We start from the raw sequence: 15,802 nt of genomic DNA on the forward strand, positions 1-15,802 counted from the left end.
GAGCTGATGCCTGTCAGGCCGCCGTGCTGGTGGCGGTGCCAACCCTCAGCCCGCCATGCTCGACGATGAAATCGATGACCTCCCGCAAGCCTTTGCCGCGCGACAGATCGGTAAAGCCGAACGGCCGCTTGCCGCGCATGCGGGCGGTGTCGCTCTCCATCACGTCGAGGTTGACGTTCACATAGGGCGCCAGATCGCTCTTGTTGATGATCAGGAAATCGGAACGGGTGATCGCCGGTCCGCCTTTCCTTGGGATTTCCTCACCCTGGCAGACCGAGATGACATAGAGCGTCAGATCCGCGAGATCCGGCGAGAAGGTGGCGGCAAGATTGTCGCCGCCCGATTCGATGAAGATGATGTCGAGATCGGGGAATTTCCGGTTGAGCTCGGCGATCGCCTGCAGATTGATCGAGGCGTCCTCGCGAATGGCGGTGTGCGGGCAGCCGCCGGTCTCGACGCCGACGATGCGGTCTTCCGGCAGCGCCTGCAGCCGGGCCAGCATCATGGCGTCTTCCCTGGTGTAGATGTCGTTGGTGACGACGGCGATGGAGAACTCGTCGCGCAGCGCCTTGCAGAGTTTTTCGGTGAGCGTCGTCTTGCCGGAGCCGACAGGGCCGCCAATACCGATGCGAAGGGGACCGTTGGCTTGGGTCATGTCGGGAACTCCATGATGGCAAGGATTGCGAAGCCGAGCCCGATCAACAGGCACAGCGGCGAATAGTAACGCACATCGAGCCGCGCGAAAGGCTGTTCGGGCGCCAGGCGCCGCCACCACGGCGTGAAGCCGGCAATGCCGCGTCCCAGGAACACTAGCCCGATGAGCAGTGAGGTGGCGGCAAGGCCCTCCCTCGGGAAAGGCGAGGCAAAGAAGCCGATGAGCGCCAGCGGCCAGAGCGTCGCCAGGCCGAGACAGGCGGCAACGGCGAAACTGGCAAAGGGCGTCGGCATGTCGTCGACGCCGCGAAAGCCGACGACCGCGCGGGCGCAGGAGGCCGCATCCCTGCCCGGCCAGATGCCGCCAATGCCCCAATAGACGTGCAGTGCCGTGATCAGCAGCAGGACGAATGAAAGCGCGAAGGCGAGGACGATCATGAACGGAACAGCCGCGAATACTGGGTCTCGTGCCGCATCGCCATGATGTCGGAGACGAAGGCGCAGCCGCCGAGATCGTCCAATGTCGAACCGGACGCGCGGTCGGCGGTCGAGAGCGCCAACGGCTCGAAGCCGGCCAGCAGCGTGGTGGCTTCGCTCTGGCCGACGACACCGAGCCTGATCGCCGCCTGGACGAGGTTGGAGAAGAAGGCCTGCAGGAAGGCGGACAGCGCGTCCTGCAGTGCAATGCCATTGCCGCCGGCAATGGCGCCGACGGCGATGCAGTAGGCGCATTCGGCGGGCATGCGCTCCAGCACCGGATTGGGCCAGGCCACGGCCGCTTTGAGGAAGGCCGCGCCTTGCAGCATGGTCTCGGCATGGCGTTCCCGCGAGCCGGCGAGCGCCTCGGCCAATGCGGCCACTTCGTCGAGATCGCCGGCGTTGCGGGCGCGGCGCCAGCTCTCGGAAAACAGCACGGCATCGTTCCAGCCCGAGCCCATCTCGACCAGCGTTTCCAGCCAGTCGCCCAGGCTCGCGGCATCGATCACCAGCCCGTCGTGCACCGCCCGTTCGAGACCGTGGCTGTAGGCAAAGCCGCCAACCGGAAAGGCCGGCGACAGCCACGCCATCAGCCGCAGCAGGACGATGCTCGAAGGCTGGTCAGTCATGGTCGTGGTGATGATGGTCGTCGTGGGAATGGCTATGCGCGTGCGAATGGGCCTCCGCATGGCTGTGCGCATGCGCGTGCCCGTGATCATGCCCGCCGGAATAAGCGCCGCGCACCGGCTTGAACGGTTCGGAGACCTCGCGCACCGTGGCGCCGAGCCCTTCCAGCATTGCCTTGATGACATGGTCGCGCAGGATGACGATGCGATCCGCCTCGATGCCTGCCGCGAGGTGACGGTTGCCGATATGCCAGGCCAGCTCGGTCAGATGCACGCCATCACGGGCGCGGATATCGTAGACCTCTTCCGGCGCCGCGATGATCTCGACATGGCGGCCATCCTCCAGCACCAGCCGGTCGCCATCGTTCAGGGCGACGGGTTCGGGCAGGTCGATCAGCACCTTGCTGCCGTCGGACAGTTCGATGGCGCGGCGGCGCAGATGCCGCTCGTCATGCGCAAGCACAGCCTTGGCAAACGCCGGCGCCGCGCCCGCCTCGCCCGCAGCCAGAACCGAGACGGCGCGCGGGAATTTGGTGAAGTCGGTGTTGAGGTTGAGCTTCATTTCAAGGAGCCTCCGTTGGCCTGCGCCCGCGCACGGGCTGGACGCGAAAGCACCCGGTCGAAATAGGCGTTGACGCGGTCGGATTCGATCGGGAATTTTCCGGCGCGCGCCCAGTTGCCCATGTCGCCGAGCAGCACGTCGACGGCGGAAAACCGGTCGCCCAGCGCAAACGGCTTGTCGCCGAGCCGGCGGTCCAGCGCCTTGGCTTCCGAGGCAAAATCATAGGCCGCGGCGGGGCCGACATCGACGCGCACTTCCTTCGGCAGCAGGAAGCGGTGGCGCAATTTGTTCCACAGCGGCGCCTCGAATTCGCTCTGGGCAAAATGCATCCAGGAATCCATCTCGGCACGGCCGGCAACTCCGGGGCCGGCGCCCATGCCCTTGTCCGCATGCTTGTCGGCGAGATAGACGCAGATCGCCGCCGAATCCGTCACCGTCAGCGCGCCGTCGATGAGGACCGGCACCTTGCCCGACGGGTTGAGCGCATAGGCTTCCGGCGAGCGCAGTCTGACTTCGACGAATTCATAGGGCTGCCCGAGCTCCTCGAGCATCCAGAGAACGCGGCTGACCCGGGATCCGCGTGATCCGACGGCCTTGTACATGCTGGGATCCTGTCTTTTCCTGGACTCTAGACCATCCGCTACAGTCATACGATCGTGTCGAAGAGCCGCAGGATGAACGATATCTGGTAGATCAGCGCTGCCGCGACGAAGGCGATGTGGAAGCGGCGGTCGCGCACCAGGATCGCCGCGATGCACAATGCCACGAAGACCGGCGTGCGGAACAGATATTCGTTGCCGAAGCGGGCAAAATGCTCAGGCCCTTTCAGCAGCGTATCGACCACATCGAGCAGATAGGTCGCCGCCAGCAAGCCGAAGAACCAGCCCCGGCGCGAATAGAAGAAATCCTCGTAGCTGGTGTAGTCCAGCATCGAATCGGGAAACAGCAGCGCACACAGCAGGAACAGCGTGATCGCGTAGAAGATGATGAACAGGTATTTGCCGAAGGTCCAGGTCTCGATGGCGTAGAGCCCGAACTCCCACCACCAGAAATGCACCAGCATCAGAAGCACCGAGGCGACCCAGGCCAGATGCACGGGATAGAGCCGGTATTGGCCGGGATGCTGGACGATGCGCGCCACCCCCGACAGCAGGCGGGCGACACCAAGCCCGATCACCATGCCTATGACGATGCGGATATGCGGAAAGATGTCATGGGGAGAGGCGATTTCGGTGGCCATGCCTGATCACGATGGGTTTCTGCTAGACCGCATATTGCGGCCTATGCCTACCAGCCGCAACGGAATTTGGCCGGCCGACCTCAGAACAGAAAATACCGCTGCGCCATCGGCAGTACCGTCGCCGGCTCGCAGGTCAGCAACTCGCCATCGGCGCGGACTTCGTAGGTTTCGGGGTCGACCTCGACATGCGGCGTGGCGTCGTTGAGCACCATGGAATGCTTGCCGATGCCGCCACGGGTGTTTTCCACGGCAACGAACTGTTTTTCGACGCCAAGCCGGCCATGCAGCCCCGACTCGAGTGCCGCCTTGGAAACGAAGGTCACCGACGAGTTGGTCCTTGCCTTGCCATAGGCGCCGAACATCGGCCGGTAGTGCATCGGCTGCGGCGTCGGGATCGAGGCGTTGGGGTCGCCCATCGGGGCGGCGGCGATCATGCCGCCGATCAGCACCATCTCCGGCTTCACACCGAAGAAGGCCGGGTTCCACAGCACCAGGTCGGCACGCTTGCCGACGGCGATCGAGCCGATGTCTTTCGACAGCCCATGCGCGATGGCCGGATTGATGGTGTATTTGGCGATGTAGCGGCGGACGCGGAAATTGTCATTGTCGCCGGTCTCCTGCGGCAGCGAGCCGCGCTGGCGCTTCATCTTGTCGGCGGTCTGCCAGGTGCGGATCGCCACCTCGCCGACGCGGCCCATGGCCTGGCTGTCCGACGAGATGATCGAGAAGGCGCCAATGTCGTGCAGGATATCCTCGGCGGCGATCGTCTCCTTGCGGATGCGGCTTTCGGCAAAGGCGATATCCTCGGGAATCGACGGCGACAGATGATGGCAGACCATCAGCATGTCGAGATGCTCGGCCAGCGTGTTGACCGTGTAGGGCCTTGTCGGATTGGTCGAGGACGGGATCACATTGGGCAAGCCGCAGACCTTTATGATGTCGGGCGCATGGCCGCCGCCCGCGCCCTCGGTGTGGAAGGCGTGGATGGTGCGGCCCTTGATCGCCGCCACCGTGTTTTCGACGAAGCCGGATTCGTTCAGCGTGTCGGTGTGGATCATCACCTGCACGTCGTAATCGTCAGCCACCGACAGGCAGCAATCGATCGCTGCCGGCGTCGTGCCCCAGTCCTCATGCAGCTTCAGCGAGCAGGCGCCGCCCAGCACCATTTCCTCCAGCGCCGCCGGCAGCGAGGCGTTGCCCTTGCCCGACAGGCCGATATTCATCGGGAAGGCGTCGAAGGACTGGATCATGCGGGCCATGTGCCATGGCCCCGGCGTGCAGGTGGTGGCGAGCGTGCCATGCGCCGGCCCGGTGCCGCCGCCCAGCATTGTGGTGATGCCGCTCATCAGCGCTTCCTCGATCTGCTGCGGGCAGATGAAGTGGATATGCGCGTCGAAGCCGCCGGCGGTCAGGATCTTGCCCTCGCCGGCGATGATTTCGGTGCCGGGGCCGATGATGATGGTGACGCCATCTTGCGTGTCTGGATTGCCGGCCTTGCCGATCGCCGCAATGCGGCCGTCCCTGAGGCCGATATCGGCCTTGAAGATGCCGGCGCTGGCGTCGATCACCAAGGCGTTGGTGATGACGGTGTCGACCGCGCCCTGGGCGCGGGATACCTGGCTCTGCCCCATGCCGTCGCGGATCACCTTGCCGCCGCCGAATTTTACTTCCTCACCGTGAATGGTGAGGTCCTTTTCGACCTCGATGAAGAGTTCGGTGTCGGCCAGCCTGACCTTGTCGCCGACAGTCGGCCCATACATCTGGGCGTAGGCGGCACGCGAGATTCTGGCCATCAGCGATTGCTCCCGAAATGCGGTGTGGTTGAGGCTGGGCTGCACATTGTCGCCATCCAATGGTCACGCAATGACCCGCTGAGTGACACCTTCTGATCCCATTTGGCGGTTGAGGTTGGCAGGTCACCCCAAAACGACCGTTTGCCAAATCGATGGAAGGAAAATCCATGCGCAAAACGATAATTCTTGCAGCCGCCGCCAGCCTGATGCTGGCCGGTGCCGCCAGTGCCCAGCAGCAGCCCGCTCCGGCCACGCCTGCCCCCAAGGCGACGACTCCCGCCCCCGGCGGTCAGCAGGCCGCGCCGGCGATCCAGAGCGTCAACATTGTCGACATCACCGAGCTGCCGAAGGACACCCAGACGCAGGTCAATCAGGTGATCGCCCAGCGCGGTGACGCCGGCCTGCAGAAATTGCGCAGCTCGATCGACGCCACCCCCAAGGTGAAGTCCGCCCTCCAGGCCAAGGGAATTACCTCGGCGCAGGTGGTCGCTGCCAGCATGGAACCAAACGGCGCACTGACCCTGATCACCAAGAAGGCCAGCTGACGACACGGCGCGGCGGGCCGGTACCCGGTCCGCCGGCCGTATTGCGAGGGGAACCATGGCAAGGCTGGAGTCGTTTCGCTTCCTGATTGTTGAAACAGATTGCGAAAGCGAACGATGACCTCCACCACCACCTCGCCCGATGCCCGATGGCCGCATGCCATTGCGGCGGCCGCGTTTCTGGCAGCGAGCCTTCCCCAGGCCGCGCTGAATGCGCAGGGCCGTGAAAGCCCGGAGACCGTCGACCGGATCGTCGGCTCGCAGGTCAACGAGGAACAGGCCAAGACAACGGCAGAAATCGGAAAAGTCAGTTCGGCGATCGACCGCACGCGCGAAAACATCGGCACGGTGCGCAAGACCTCCAAGCTCGACAAGGTCGATATCGTGTTCCTGACCGACGCGGCGCGCAGCGAAGGCGGCCCGCCGCCGGTCATCGAGAACAAGGTGCGGCAGCACAAGGATGATGTCGCCGAATTGCGCAAGGAGATCGAGGCGAACGCCCTGCTCTTCAATGCAATCGATTCGCGGCGCTTGGCTGCGCAGGACGTTCTTGCCGTCGCGTTCGACGATCCGGGAAAGATCGTCATCTATGCGGCCGCCAAGCCGTCGGACTGAGCCGAAAGCACGATTTGCTTTCAGGCTTGCCCAAACGCCGTTCGCGGTCTTCGAAGGCCAAGCGCGAGACGCCACAGAACTCACAGCTTGCCCATCACCTTCTGCTGGAATCCAAAGACCTCGCGCTTGCCGCCGAGCGGTACCAGCGTGACGTCGCGTTCCTGTCCCGGCTCGAAGCGCATGGCGGTTCCGGCGGCGATGTCGAGGCGCATGCCGCGCGCCCGTTCACGGTCGAATTTCAGCCCCTCATTGGTTTCGAAGAAATGGTAGTGGCTGCCGACCTGGATCGGCCGGTCGCCGCTGTTGGCGACTTTCAGGGTGACGGTCGGCAGGCCCTTGTTGAGCTCGATGTCGCCTGGGACGGGGATGATTTCGCCGGGGATCATCTGATGTCACACGAGACCGAAGGCAAGACCAAGACCGATCGTAGCCCAAGCCGCTCCCGCGGCACGAGCCAGACCACGGAACCTCATGCCAAGGCTCATTCCGGCGGCGATGCCAACGGCATGGAGCAGCACCGTGGCGACGGCAAAGCCGGCCGTATATTCGAGCCCGCCGGCATTTTCCGGGACTTCGGTGCCGTGGGCGTGGCCGTGGAACAGCGCGAACAGGCCGATAATGGCGACGCCGGCCGAGACGGGCAGATCGACCGCCAGCGCCACCAGCAGGCCGAGCGCCACGACGGAGGCCAGTATGCCCGGCTCGACGAAGGGCACCGGCACATGCGCCATGCCGAGCGCCGCGCCGGCAAGCATCACGCCGACAAAGGCCGCCGGCCACGCCCAGATGGCCCTGCCACCCTTGATGGCCGCCCACAGGCCGACGGCGATCATCACGGTCACATGATCGAGGCCGGACAAGGGATGCATGAAGCCGGCCGTGAAGGAGGAGGGGGGGCCGATGCCGACATGGGCATAGGCCGGCATGGCGGCGGCCATGAGCAGGATCGCCGCGAGGCACAGGCGTTTGGCACGGATCATTCTACTTGCCTTTCGTTTGCGATTCAGCAGTCACGCTGCCTTGCGCGGGCCGCAGCCCTCGGCCTTGAGGACGCGCTTGGTCGACGCAGGGTATTTTTCCAGCTTCGCTGCCGGGCGGATCGGCCGGGCCGAAAAATTGCCGCCGCAATTGGGGCAGACGCCGCCCAGCACGTTTTCCACGCAATCGGCGCAGAAGGTGCATTCGAAGGTGCAGATCAGCGCATCAGTCGCCTCCGGCGGCAGGTCCTTGTCGCAGCACTCGCAGTTTGGGCGCAAATCGAGCATCTCGGTCTCCTCACCTGATGGGTTCGTGCACGGTCACCAGCTTGGTGCCGTCGGGGAAGGTCGCTTCCACCTGCACGTCATGGATCATCTCAGCGATCCCTTCCATCACCTGCGTGCGGGTGACGACATGGGCGCCGGCCTCCATCAGTTCGGCCACCGGGCGGCCGTCGCGTGCGCCTTCGACGACGAAATCGGTGATCAGCGCTATCGCTTCCGGATGGTTCAGCTTGACGCCGCGCTCCAGCCGCTTGCGTGCCACGATCGCCGCCATGGCGATCAGCAGCTTGTCTTTTTCCCTCGGCGTCAGGTTCATGCGTTTTCCAGAATCACAGTGACCATAATTTGGGCAGTCCCGCCCTCCCATTGAGCAATCCGACGAGCGGAACCAGCCGCTGGCGCAGTTGGTAGCCGTCCCCGGCGTAAAGCCTCGCAAGAAGCTTGCCAGATGCCTGCACCCCCCAGGCGCTGGCGCCGCCCTGGTCGCCGATGATCTCACGGACCGGGTCGAGAAAGGCCTCGGCTCGCGGCGACACCAGCAGCAGCGTCGCCACGGCGATCGCGCCGCCGGTGGCCGCCGGACGTGCCAGGGCACCAGTGATATCGGGTCCGATGCGGAAATCCTCGGCATGGATGAGCAAACCATCCTGGCGAACGCGCCAACGGTCACGGAAAGTGCCTTGCGCGGCGCGTTCGCCCATGGCCAGGCGGCCGAAGACGGTGGCTTCCAGCACCAGCGCCTCGGCCCCCCCGGCGAGTTCGACGTCCAATGTGCGGGCAAAGGCCGCCCGGTCGAAGACGATGGTCTCTTGCGGCAGCCAGGCGATGCGGGCGTTCTCGCCGACCGTCAGCTTGACCCGCACCTCTGCTTGGTCGGATGCGGCGCGGTAGACCTTTTCGCAGGCCTGGGTCGTTATCGACGCCGAGGCATTGGCGCCGACATCCACATCCCAGCCGATGCGGTCGCCGCCGGTCAGTCCGCCGGCGGTGTTGATCAGCACCGCCTCCAGCGGGTCGGCCGAGACGGCCGGCAGCCTTATCTTGGCGGAACCGTCCTGATAGAGGCGCCGCAGGCGCGTGCGGCCGCCGGCGCTGGCGCAACCCAGCTGCGCCAGGCCCGCGGCGCGCTGGGCCAAAGAGGCCGAAAACTTCGTATATTCGATCGTATCCACGCCGTCAGGTTAAGCACTGCGGCGGTTTTGTCGATATATAGCTTGTTGCTTGATGGCGTTTCCGTTTCTATAGAGGGAGCCACCTCGATACGGTCAGGCGATGCTTGGCGGGGGTAGAAGGCGACGATCCCGGCCTGATATCGAGGACAGAAGGCGCTGTTCAGTTGGCGTCGAGAAACGACAAAGTGGGGAAGAAACCGAATGGCTGACCAGCTGGCAACGGACATCATCGAAAAGATCAAGGCCCATGCCGAGCCGGGCGGTGAAGAAATCACCACCAGCACCGAATTGACGTCGCTCGGCATCCATTCGCTGGAGCTGACGGAGATCATCTTCGACCTCGAGGAGCAGTATGGCATCGAGATCGAGATGAACACGGTCGATGCCTGGAGCAATCTGAAGAATGTTGGCGACATGGTCGAGGCCGTTCGCGCGCTGATCGCGAAAAAAGCCTGACCGAATGCTGAAACGCGTCGTCATTACCGGCATTGGCGGGCTGTGCGGCCTAGGCGTCGATGCGCAGTCGATCTGGGCTGAAATGCGGGCCGGCCGTTCGGCCATCGGCCCGATCGACAATCCCTTCCTGCATGACCTGAAGGTCAAGACCGGCTGCGAGATCAAGGCGCTGCCCGATCACGGCATCGAGCGCAAGCAGCTGGTGTCGATGGACCGTTTCAGTCTGCTGGCGGTTATCGCTGCGAAGGAGGCCATGCACCAGTCCGGCCTGGCCCCGCATGCCGACAACACCTATCGCATGGGAACCATTGTCGGCGTCGGCGTATGCGGCTTCGAGACCGTCGAGGAGAACTATCGCGCCATTCTGATCGAGGGCAAGAATCGCGCCGGCATCTTCACCGTGCCCAGGGTCATGCCGGGCGCGGCCTCCGGCCAGGTCAGCATGCACCTTGGCCTGCGCGGACCGGTCTTCGGCGTCACGTCGGCCTGCTCGTCGGCCAACCACGCCATCGCCTCGGCGGTCGACCAGATCAGGCTCGGCCGCGCCGACGTCATGGTCGCCGGCGGCACCGAAGCGCCGCTGGTCTGGGGCGTGCTCAAGGGTTGGGAGGCATTGCGCGTGCTGTCGCCCGACACCTGCCGGCCGTTCTCGGCCGACCGCCAGGGCCTGGTGCTGGGCGAAGGCGCCGGCATGGCGGTTCTGGAAAGCTACGATCACGCCATGGCGCGTGGCGCCACCATCCTCGCCGAAATCGCCGGCGCCGGCCTTTCGGCCGATGCCTCCGACATCGTCGCCCCGACCATCGAGGGACCGGAAGCGGCGATGCGCTTCTGTCTCGCCGATGCAGGGCTCAATCCCGAAGACATCGATTATCTCAACGCGCACGGCACCGGCACCAAGGCCAACGACCAGATCGAGACCAACGCGATCAAGCGCGTCTTCGGCGAGCACGCGCGCTCGCTGTCGGTCTCCTCGACCAAGTCGATGCACGCCCATTGCCTGGGCGCTTCGGGCGGGCTGGAGATGATCGCCTGCGTCATGGCGATCCGCGAAGGCGTCGTGCCGCCGACCGCGAATTACCGCGAACCCGATCCCGATTGCGATCTCGACGTGACGCCCAATGTCGCGCGCGAGCGCAAGGTGCGCGCCGCGATCAGCAACGGTTTTGCTTTCGGCGGCACCAACGCGGTGCTGGCATTCAAGGCCATCTGATCCCGGCGGTAACTACCGCCCCCCGGGGCGGTGACCACCTGCCTCCGCGCGATCTTACGCGCGCTCGGCGATCCGCCGCGGTGGATTCGGTTTTCTGTCCGTGCATGGCGAAACTGTCGCCGGCATATTGATCCTGCCCGGCCGTGCGCCTAATTCTTGGCCACCCGCCAACACCGCGCCCCGTGGCGCAAATCCCCCCGCTCAGGAGTTTTTCGATGGCCGACCTGTCCTCCTTTCCGATCACCAGCCGTTGGCCGGCCAAACATCCCGACCAGATCCAGCTCTATTCCGCAACGACGCCGAACGGCGTGAAAATATCGATCGCGCTGGAAGAGCTCGGCCTGCCCTATGAGCCGCATCTGGTCAACATCAGCAAGGACGAAAGCTGGACGCCGGAATTCCTGTCGCTCAACCCCAATGGCAAGATCCCGGCGATCATCGATCCCAACGGCCCGGACGGCAAGCCGATCGGCCTTTTCGAATCCGGCGCCATCCTGCTCTATCTCGCGGACAAGACCGGCCTGCTCGTCCCGGCGGACGCAGCGCGGCGCTACGAGACGATCCAGTGGGTCTTCTTCCAGATGGCTTCCGTCGGGCCGATGTTCGGCCAGGTCGGCTTCTTCCACAAATTCGCCGGCCGCGAGATCGCCGACAAGCGCCCGCTGGAACGCTACCGCGACGAATCGCGGCGGCTGCTCGGCGTGCTCGATGGCAGGCTGAAAGGCAGCAAATGGATCATGGGCAACGACTACACCATCGCCGACATCTCGCTGCTCGGCTGGGTGCGCAATTTGATCGGCTTCTATGAAGCACGCGACCTCGTCGGTTTCGATGATTTCGCCAATGTGGCGGCATGGCTGGAGCGCGGCCTGGCGCGGCCGGCGGTCCAGAAGGGCCTGACCATTCCGGCAAAGCGCTAGAACGGCCTGTCGCCGAGGCCCTTTGCCAAAGATGCTCGGCCGGACGAAGCAGCCTGCTTATTTCGCCTTGGCCTTCGAGCCGCCCTTGCCGATAACGGAGGCCGCCAGCGAGACGGCGCCGCGCGCGGTTGCGACGACGGCGCCTGCGGCGACATTCGCTGCCGTTCGAACGGCACCGGCTTTGGTCGGCGCCGATTTGCGCGGGCTGGCGGTCTTGGCGGCCGGTACGACCTTTCGGGGCGCGGCCTTGCCAAAAGCAGCCTTGCCGTCTTTCGAGCGTTCAGCAATCGCCGGACCAGCACCGGCTTTCGCTTGAGTTGCCTTCGCGGGCCTCGTCTTGGCTGGTTTTTTTGCCTTGGTTGCCATTGGAAAATCCCTTACGCCGGACAAACGGGTTCTGAGGCATAACGGCGCGAAACTCTTAAGGTTCCCGCCCCAAAATACGGAAAATTAAGCGTGTTAACCAATGATCAGGTCGGCGGCCCGGCGCCGGGCCAGCACGCGTTCGATGTTGGGCAGATCGTTGGAGGCGATCCAGGCGCGCGCCTCTTCGTCCGAACGGCCATGGCCGTGCCAGCGCTCCATCAGGCGGCGCTCGAGCTCATTGCGCGGCACGTCGACGAAGATCGAGAAATCGAACAGCGGCGCCAGCCGTGACCATGGCTCCTCGTCGAGCAGCAGGTAATTGCCTTCGACCAGGATGAACTTGGTCTCGGTGCCGACGATCGCCGCGGCGGCGCGCGACAATTCCATGCTGCGGTCGAAGACCGGAATGGCGATGTCGGGTTCACCGGCCCGGATGCGCTTCAGCAGGGTCTCGAAGCCGGCGAAGTCGAAGGTCTCCGGTGCGCCCTTGCGCGCCCGCAGACCGCGCGCGTTGAGCACGATGTCGTCATAGTGGAAGCCGTCCATCGGTACGACCTCCACCGCCCCTTCCGGCAAAAGGTCATGCAGGCCGGCCGACAGCGTGGACTTGCCGGAGCCTGGCGGTCCGGCGATGGCGACGATGAAGCGCTTTGCCTTGCCGGCGCGCTTGAAGATGGTGGCGGCGAGGTGGGCGATTTCGGACATGGGAGCCTCACTTTGCCTGGATGATCGGCGAAACATTACGCTGCATTTTGGCGGCAGTCGGCGGAAATTTCAAACCCCGCGTTCGCGCAAACCCCGCCTCAGGCGGCCGCGGGCTGGCCGATGCGCAGGAACGCGCTGTCGAACGGCACTTCCCTGGTCGATCCGCCCGCCGCGAGCCGCATCCGGCCGTCGGCCGTGGTGATCTCTCGCGGCGGGGTGCCGCCGGACGGGGACAGGGCGCCGATGACATGGCGGAACGAAAAGCCGCGGCCTTCGCCGAGCGCAAAGGCGGTCGCCACGCCTTCGCGCTTCAGCCAATTGTCGCCAATCGAGGCGGCATGGCCTATCGCCGAGCGGCCGTCCTCGATGCCGAGCACGCCGAGATGCCGGCCGCTCCACGGCGCATAGTCGCGCCCGCCATTGCTCAGCCACAGCATGGTAACGGGCAGCTCCGCGGGGTTCTTCAGCACCAGCACCAGATCGTCCTCGGCCTGGCGTGCCAGCGCCGTCCAGCCCGGACCGCCATGGTCGGCCTCGACCAAAGTGATGAAATCCTCGCGCCGGTCCTCCATGCGGTATTGCGTCAGGTCGAGCGTGCCGCCGGCGGCGGCGGGAAACTGGCCGAGGTCGGCCGAACGCGCCGGATAGGCCAGCATGAAGCGGCCGCGCGCGGGATCGGGCTCCAGCGGATCGGCCAATGTCGCGGCAAAGCGCTTCGGCGAAAAGGCCAGCCTGCCGCCGCCTTTCATCACCGTCATCGGGTGATGGGCGACGGAAATCGCGCCGGAGCCGCCGGAAAACACATGTTCCTGATAGAGGAACGGATGGCCGTCGATGAGCGTAAGAATCTTGTCGACGCTGGCTCCCATGACCTTGTGCCGCAGCCGGAAGACCGCTCGCCAGCCGCTCTCCGTGGCACTGCTCTCGGTGACATCCCAGGCACTGTTGGCCGTCCAGCCATGCAGCGGCGCTTCCTCGACATCGCTGCGCGAAAACGGCGCGCAGAGGAAGTCGCCGGACAGCCGGACCGTGCCTTGCGGCAGGTCCTTCGGCAGCGTCTCGCCTGCGTCGACCCAGGGCGCGCGGTGCAGCGGCTTCAGCCGGCGTCCGCCGCTCTCGACGGTCATTGCGGCGATGTGGCCGACGGTGAGGTCGAGCGAAACCGAGATACCCCTGGCCTTGATCGTGCTGATTGTCATTGCGCTCTCACCCGAATCTGAAGGCGCAAACAGAAGCCTTTCGGAGCGGCTTGCGCAAGCGTGATGTCGGCCACTTCCACCAAGTCTGGTGGCCAGCCCGCCTCAATCCCTGGGAATGGCGGCAGCAATCCCGGCCGTTCGACAAACCAGCCAAAAGCATTGATGGCGAGCGCAGCCGAACTTTGAGGACTGTCCAGTTTTCCGCTACCTGCTTCGTTTCCTTCGGCCTTGTTCAGCCGATCCAGAACGTGATCGGCCGGAACACCTTCGCGCGATTTGGGAAAGGCTTGGAAACAGCAGACCTGCAGTCAGCCGCACGCGTGCTGGTAACGCTGAAATAGGTGTGAGCTTTCGGGAGGTTGTCCATTCGGACCTGACCGAGGAGACTGGGGGGTGCATGGCCCACCGCATCCCGGATTGATCGTGAAGGCACGATAAGCCTTTACCCCTCCGCGGGCGGTCGGCCAGTTCCGAGGTGGTCGTGCTGGGCGAGACCACCGTGGCGGATTGGTTTGGTCGCTTCCGAAGGCGCCTGCAGTCAACCGGATGATTACGCCTTCAGGCTCGTCCGGGCCAAGCTCTACGTCTCTGTACGAAGGCAATGACGGCCATTTTGTCAAAACATGGCTCCTTTGCGCAAAGTGGATAGCGGGCCAGTAACATTAGATATAGTTTATGAAGAAACTGCGCGAAATCAATTGGCGCAACATTGCCGACTCACGGCTGGCGGGGACTATGAATAGACAAGACGTATTCCGGAAAAGTGTGCTCGGCGTATCCAGTACCTTCGCCGAGGCTGCGATGAGGTGCGGCGCCAAGGGTTTGCTGGGCGTTGCAGTGACTGCGCTCGCCAACCTGGCAATGGTTCCGAGCATTCACGCGGCGGAAGGTGGCGCAAGCTTCTACCTCCTTGGTTCGCGCGGCCCCATGGCGGGCTTCACCCCGCCGCCAGGCGTTTACTTCCAGAACGACTTTTATATCTATTCCGGCAATGCAAGCGTCGATCTCGACCTCGGCGGAAAGCTCGTGGCGGACGTCCATGCGAAGGCCCTTATCAATCTCTCGACCGCCCTTTGGGTTTCTCCATGGCAGGTCATGGGCGGCAATCTGGCATTCACTGCGACCGTACCGATCGGCGGACCCGATATAACGGGCAGAATTCTCCCGAGCCCGTTTTCGGTGTCAGACAGCATCACGACCCTGGGCGATCCCGTGCTTGGAAGCTTCATCGGCTGGCACAGTGGCGATTTTCACTGGCAGACCGGAGTGAGCGTGAACGTCCCGGTGGGTGAATACCACGAGGGCGACATCGCCAATCTGTCGTTCAACCACTGGGCCGCCGACATTTACGCATCGGGCACGTGGCTGAACTCCGCCACCGGCCTTGAACTCTCGGCGGCAACCGGCATCACCTTCAATGGCGAGGATACGGCGACCCACTACAAGAACGGCACGGACTTCCACTTCGAGGGAACAATCGACCAACACTTCAGCAAAGCTTTCGACGTCGGTTTGGTTGGCTACTATTACAATCAGTTGACCGACGACACCGGATCCGGAGTCCCCCCGGTGCTTGGCGGGTTTAGAGGCGAGGTGGCGGCGATCGGAGCCACCGCGGGCTATAATTTTCAGGTTGGCAAGCTGCCGGTTTCGACCCGGATCAAATATTTCCACGAGTTCGACGCCAAAAATCGTCTCGAGGGCGATTCGGTTTTTCTAACGGTTGCCATGCCGCTTTGGGTGGCTGGGCACTGAGCGCAGGAAGGGCTCATATTTTCAGTTGGCCTAAGCCAAAGTTGGCTAGCGCCAACAAAAAAGGGAGGGCTAAGATGAGCAGCGATCGAGACTTTCCGGCGGAAGCCGGTACAAGCAACAAAATCACGCGCCGCGACGCATTGATGGCCGGCACGGCGGTAGCCGTTTCCCGCTTGGTTGCACCAATCGGCCTTTCGGGCGCGCTCGCTGGCCTCGCCGGCGTTCAGCAGGCAGAGGCACAGCCG

General features: G+C 64.1%; 22 protein-coding genes. 7 read left to right on the plus strand and 15 right to left on the minus strand.

The window, feature by feature from the left end; genetic code table 11:
- Window positions 1–13: 13 nt before the first annotated feature.
- The 7 genes from ureG to ureC form a co-directional block, all read right to left on the minus strand.
- Window positions 14–655 carry an urease accessory protein UreG gene (gene ureG, locus CK226_RS31780; protein WP_095793961.1) on the minus strand — a complete coding sequence of 214 codons (642 nt, stop codon included), beginning with the start codon at window positions 653–655 and terminating at the stop codon, window positions 14–16.
- Window positions 652–1,092 carry a DUF3995 domain-containing protein gene (locus tag CK226_RS31785; RefSeq protein WP_095793962.1) on the minus strand — a complete coding sequence of 147 codons (441 nt, stop codon included), beginning with the start codon at window positions 1,090–1,092 and terminating at the stop codon, window positions 652–654. The genes ureG and CK226_RS31785 overlap by 4 nt, the downstream gene beginning before the upstream one ends.
- Window positions 1,089–1,760: an urease accessory protein UreF gene (locus CK226_RS31790; RefSeq protein WP_095793963.1), complete on the minus strand. Its 672-nt coding sequence runs from the start codon at window positions 1,758–1,760 to the stop codon at window positions 1,089–1,091. The genes CK226_RS31785 and CK226_RS31790 overlap by 4 nt, the downstream gene beginning before the upstream one ends.
- Window positions 1,753–2,319: an urease accessory protein UreE gene (gene ureE / locus CK226_RS31795; protein WP_095793964.1), complete on the minus strand. Its 567-nt coding sequence runs from the start codon at window positions 2,317–2,319 to the stop codon at window positions 1,753–1,755. Before ureE ends, CK226_RS31790 begins: the two co-directional genes overlap by 8 nt.
- A complete protein-coding gene (locus tag CK226_RS31800; protein WP_095793965.1) occupies window positions 2,316–2,921 on the minus strand; it encodes a glutathione S-transferase family protein in 606 nt (201 codons plus the stop codon). The genes ureE and CK226_RS31800 overlap by 4 nt, the downstream gene beginning before the upstream one ends.
- A 44-nt stretch (window positions 2,922–2,965) precedes the next feature.
- Window positions 2,966–3,559 carry a hypothetical protein gene (locus CK226_RS31805; protein ID WP_095793966.1) on the minus strand — a complete coding sequence of 198 codons (594 nt, stop codon included), beginning with the start codon at window positions 3,557–3,559 and terminating at the stop codon, window positions 2,966–2,968.
- Between the two features lie 80 nt (window positions 3,560–3,639).
- Entirely contained in the window at window positions 3,640–5,355 is a 1,716-nt protein-coding gene (gene ureC, locus CK226_RS31810) for an urease subunit alpha (RefSeq protein ID WP_179296452.1), read from the minus strand.
- A gap of 164 nt (window positions 5,356–5,519) precedes the next feature.
- Here ureC and CK226_RS31815 point away from each other — a divergent pair, with 164 nt between their 5' ends.
- The gene (locus CK226_RS31815) at window positions 5,520–5,897 is read left to right on the plus strand and encodes a hypothetical protein (RefSeq protein ID WP_095790549.1); all 378 of its coding nucleotides are present in this window, start codon (window positions 5,520–5,522) and stop codon (window positions 5,895–5,897) included.
- A 114-nt stretch (window positions 5,898–6,011) separates the two neighbouring features.
- Window positions 6,012–6,509 carry a hypothetical protein gene (locus CK226_RS31820; protein WP_095793967.1) on the plus strand — a complete coding sequence of 166 codons (498 nt, stop codon included), beginning with the start codon at window positions 6,012–6,014 and terminating at the stop codon, window positions 6,507–6,509.
- Between the two features lie 80 nt (window positions 6,510–6,589).
- On the opposite strand, the gene CK226_RS31825 is transcribed toward CK226_RS31820, so the two are convergent.
- From CK226_RS31825 to CK226_RS31845, 5 genes are read right to left on the minus strand one after another with little or no spacing between them, the layout of a single operon-like run.
- Window positions 6,590–6,895: an urease subunit beta gene (locus tag CK226_RS31825; protein WP_095773196.1), complete on the minus strand. Its 306-nt coding sequence runs from the start codon at window positions 6,893–6,895 to the stop codon at window positions 6,590–6,592.
- A 6-nt stretch (window positions 6,896–6,901) separates the two neighbouring features.
- The gene (locus CK226_RS31830) at window positions 6,902–7,489 is read right to left on the minus strand and encodes a HupE/UreJ family protein (RefSeq protein WP_095790528.1); all 588 of its coding nucleotides are present in this window, start codon (window positions 7,487–7,489) and stop codon (window positions 6,902–6,904) included.
- A gap of 30 nt (window positions 7,490–7,519) precedes the next feature.
- Entirely contained in the window at window positions 7,520–7,774 is a 255-nt protein-coding gene (locus tag CK226_RS31835; RefSeq protein ID WP_095790527.1) for a DUF1272 domain-containing protein, read from the minus strand.
- 10 nt (window positions 7,775–7,784) lie between these two features.
- A complete protein-coding gene (locus CK226_RS31840) occupies window positions 7,785–8,087 on the minus strand; it encodes an urease subunit gamma (RefSeq protein WP_019862540.1) in 303 nt (100 codons plus the stop codon).
- Between the two features lie 13 nt (window positions 8,088–8,100).
- A complete protein-coding gene (locus tag CK226_RS31845) occupies window positions 8,101–8,943 on the minus strand; it encodes an urease accessory protein UreD (protein ID WP_095790526.1) in 843 nt (280 codons plus the stop codon).
- Between the two features lie 201 nt (window positions 8,944–9,144).
- On the opposite strand from CK226_RS31845, the gene CK226_RS31850 reads away from it, so the two are divergent.
- The 3 genes from CK226_RS31850 (at window position 9,145) to CK226_RS31860 (ending at window position 11,532) form a co-directional block, all read left to right on the plus strand.
- Window positions 9,145–9,399 (plus strand): acyl carrier protein, encoded by a 255-nt coding sequence (locus CK226_RS31850; RefSeq protein ID WP_010912831.1) that lies wholly within the window; start codon window positions 9,145–9,147, stop codon window positions 9,397–9,399.
- Window positions 9,400–9,403: 4 nt separating this feature from the next.
- Entirely contained in the window at window positions 9,404–10,612 is a 1,209-nt protein-coding gene (locus CK226_RS31855; protein WP_095773192.1) for a beta-ketoacyl-[acyl-carrier-protein] synthase family protein, read from the plus strand.
- A gap of 215 nt (window positions 10,613–10,827) precedes the next feature.
- Entirely contained in the window at window positions 10,828–11,532 is a 705-nt protein-coding gene (locus CK226_RS31860; protein ID WP_095793968.1) for a glutathione S-transferase N-terminal domain-containing protein, read from the plus strand.
- 57 nt (window positions 11,533–11,589) lie between these two features.
- Here CK226_RS31860 and CK226_RS31865 read toward each other — a convergent pair whose 3' ends face one another.
- The 3 genes from CK226_RS31865 to CK226_RS31875 form a co-directional block, all read right to left on the minus strand.
- Window positions 11,590–11,898: a hypothetical protein gene (locus CK226_RS31865; RefSeq protein ID WP_095773190.1), complete on the minus strand. Its 309-nt coding sequence runs from the start codon at window positions 11,896–11,898 to the stop codon at window positions 11,590–11,592.
- A 93-nt stretch (window positions 11,899–11,991) separates the two neighbouring features.
- Window positions 11,992–12,603 carry a nucleoside triphosphate hydrolase gene (locus CK226_RS31870; protein ID WP_095790523.1) on the minus strand — a complete coding sequence of 204 codons (612 nt, stop codon included), beginning with the start codon at window positions 12,601–12,603 and terminating at the stop codon, window positions 11,992–11,994.
- Between the two features lie 98 nt (window positions 12,604–12,701).
- On the minus strand, window positions 12,702–13,802 hold the full coding sequence (locus tag CK226_RS31875; RefSeq protein WP_095793969.1) for a hypothetical protein: 1,101 nt from the start codon (window positions 13,800–13,802) through the stop codon (window positions 12,702–12,704).
- A 50-nt stretch (window positions 13,803–13,852) separates the two neighbouring features.
- On the opposite strand from CK226_RS31875, the gene CK226_RS31880 reads away from it, so the two are divergent.
- Window positions 13,853–14,143 (plus strand): hypothetical protein, encoded by a 291-nt coding sequence (locus tag CK226_RS31880; RefSeq protein WP_142887604.1) that lies wholly within the window; start codon window positions 13,853–13,855, stop codon window positions 14,141–14,143.
- A gap of 334 nt (window positions 14,144–14,477) precedes the next feature.
- Complete coding sequence (locus CK226_RS31885) at window positions 14,478–15,557, plus strand: transporter (RefSeq protein WP_245437913.1); 1,080 nt, start codon at window positions 14,478–14,480, stop codon at window positions 15,555–15,557.
- Window positions 15,558–15,802: the final 245 nt, after the last annotated feature.

The sequence above is a fragment of the Mesorhizobium sp. WSM4311 genome (genome assembly GCF_002295115.1).
Lineage (GTDB): Bacteria > Pseudomonadota > Alphaproteobacteria > Rhizobiales > Rhizobiaceae > Mesorhizobium.

What these genes read in the sequence shown, in the direction of transcription:
- ureG (WP_095793961.1), bottom strand. Translation starts at nt 655, where the DNA reads ATGACCCAAGCCAACGGTCCCCTTCGCATCGGTATTGGCGGCCCTGTC.
- ureE (WP_095793964.1), bottom strand. Translation starts at nt 2,319, where the DNA reads ATGAAGCTCAACCTCAACACCGACTTCACCAAATTCCCGCGCGCCGTC.
- CK226_RS31820 (WP_095793967.1), top strand. Translation starts at nt 6,012, where the DNA reads ATGACCTCCACCACCACCTCGCCCGATGCCCGATGGCCGCATGCCATT.
- CK226_RS31870 (WP_095790523.1), bottom strand. Translation starts at nt 12,603, where the DNA reads ATGTCCGAAATCGCCCACCTCGCCGCCACCATCTTCAAGCGCGCCGGC.
- CK226_RS31865 (WP_095773190.1), bottom strand. Translation starts at nt 11,898, where the DNA reads ATGGCAACCAAGGCAAAAAAACCAGCCAAGACGAGGCCCGCGAAGGCA.
- CK226_RS31830 (WP_095790528.1), bottom strand. Translation starts at nt 7,489, where the DNA reads ATGATCCGTGCCAAACGCCTGTGCCTCGCGGCGATCCTGCTCATGGCC.
- CK226_RS31815 (WP_095790549.1), top strand. Translation starts at nt 5,520, where the DNA reads ATGCGCAAAACGATAATTCTTGCAGCCGCCGCCAGCCTGATGCTGGCC.
- CK226_RS31840 (WP_019862540.1), bottom strand. Translation starts at nt 8,087, where the DNA reads ATGAACCTGACGCCGAGGGAAAAAGACAAGCTGCTGATCGCCATGGCG.
- CK226_RS31790 (WP_095793963.1), bottom strand. Translation starts at nt 1,760, where the DNA reads ATGACTGACCAGCCTTCGAGCATCGTCCTGCTGCGGCTGATGGCGTGG.
- CK226_RS31885 (WP_245437913.1), top strand. Translation starts at nt 14,478, where the DNA reads ATGAAGAAACTGCGCGAAATCAATTGGCGCAACATTGCCGACTCACGG.
- CK226_RS31825 (WP_095773196.1), bottom strand. Translation starts at nt 6,895, where the DNA reads ATGATCCCCGGCGAAATCATCCCCGTCCCAGGCGACATCGAGCTCAAC.
- CK226_RS31860 (WP_095793968.1), top strand. Translation starts at nt 10,828, where the DNA reads ATGGCCGACCTGTCCTCCTTTCCGATCACCAGCCGTTGGCCGGCCAAA.
- CK226_RS31785 (WP_095793962.1), bottom strand. Translation starts at nt 1,092, where the DNA reads ATGATCGTCCTCGCCTTCGCGCTTTCATTCGTCCTGCTGCTGATCACG.
- CK226_RS31805 (WP_095793966.1), bottom strand. Translation starts at nt 3,559, where the DNA reads ATGGCCACCGAAATCGCCTCTCCCCATGACATCTTTCCGCATATCCGC.
- CK226_RS31835 (WP_095790527.1), bottom strand. Translation starts at nt 7,774, where the DNA reads ATGCTCGATTTGCGCCCAAACTGCGAGTGCTGCGACAAGGACCTGCCG.
- CK226_RS31800 (WP_095793965.1), bottom strand. Translation starts at nt 2,921, where the DNA reads ATGTACAAGGCCGTCGGATCACGCGGATCCCGGGTCAGCCGCGTTCTC.
- CK226_RS31850 (WP_010912831.1), top strand. Translation starts at nt 9,145, where the DNA reads ATGGCTGACCAGCTGGCAACGGACATCATCGAAAAGATCAAGGCCCAT.
- CK226_RS31875 (WP_095793969.1), bottom strand. Translation starts at nt 13,802, where the DNA reads ATGACAATCAGCACGATCAAGGCCAGGGGTATCTCGGTTTCGCTCGAC.
- CK226_RS31855 (WP_095773192.1), top strand. Translation starts at nt 9,404, where the DNA reads ATGCTGAAACGCGTCGTCATTACCGGCATTGGCGGGCTGTGCGGCCTA.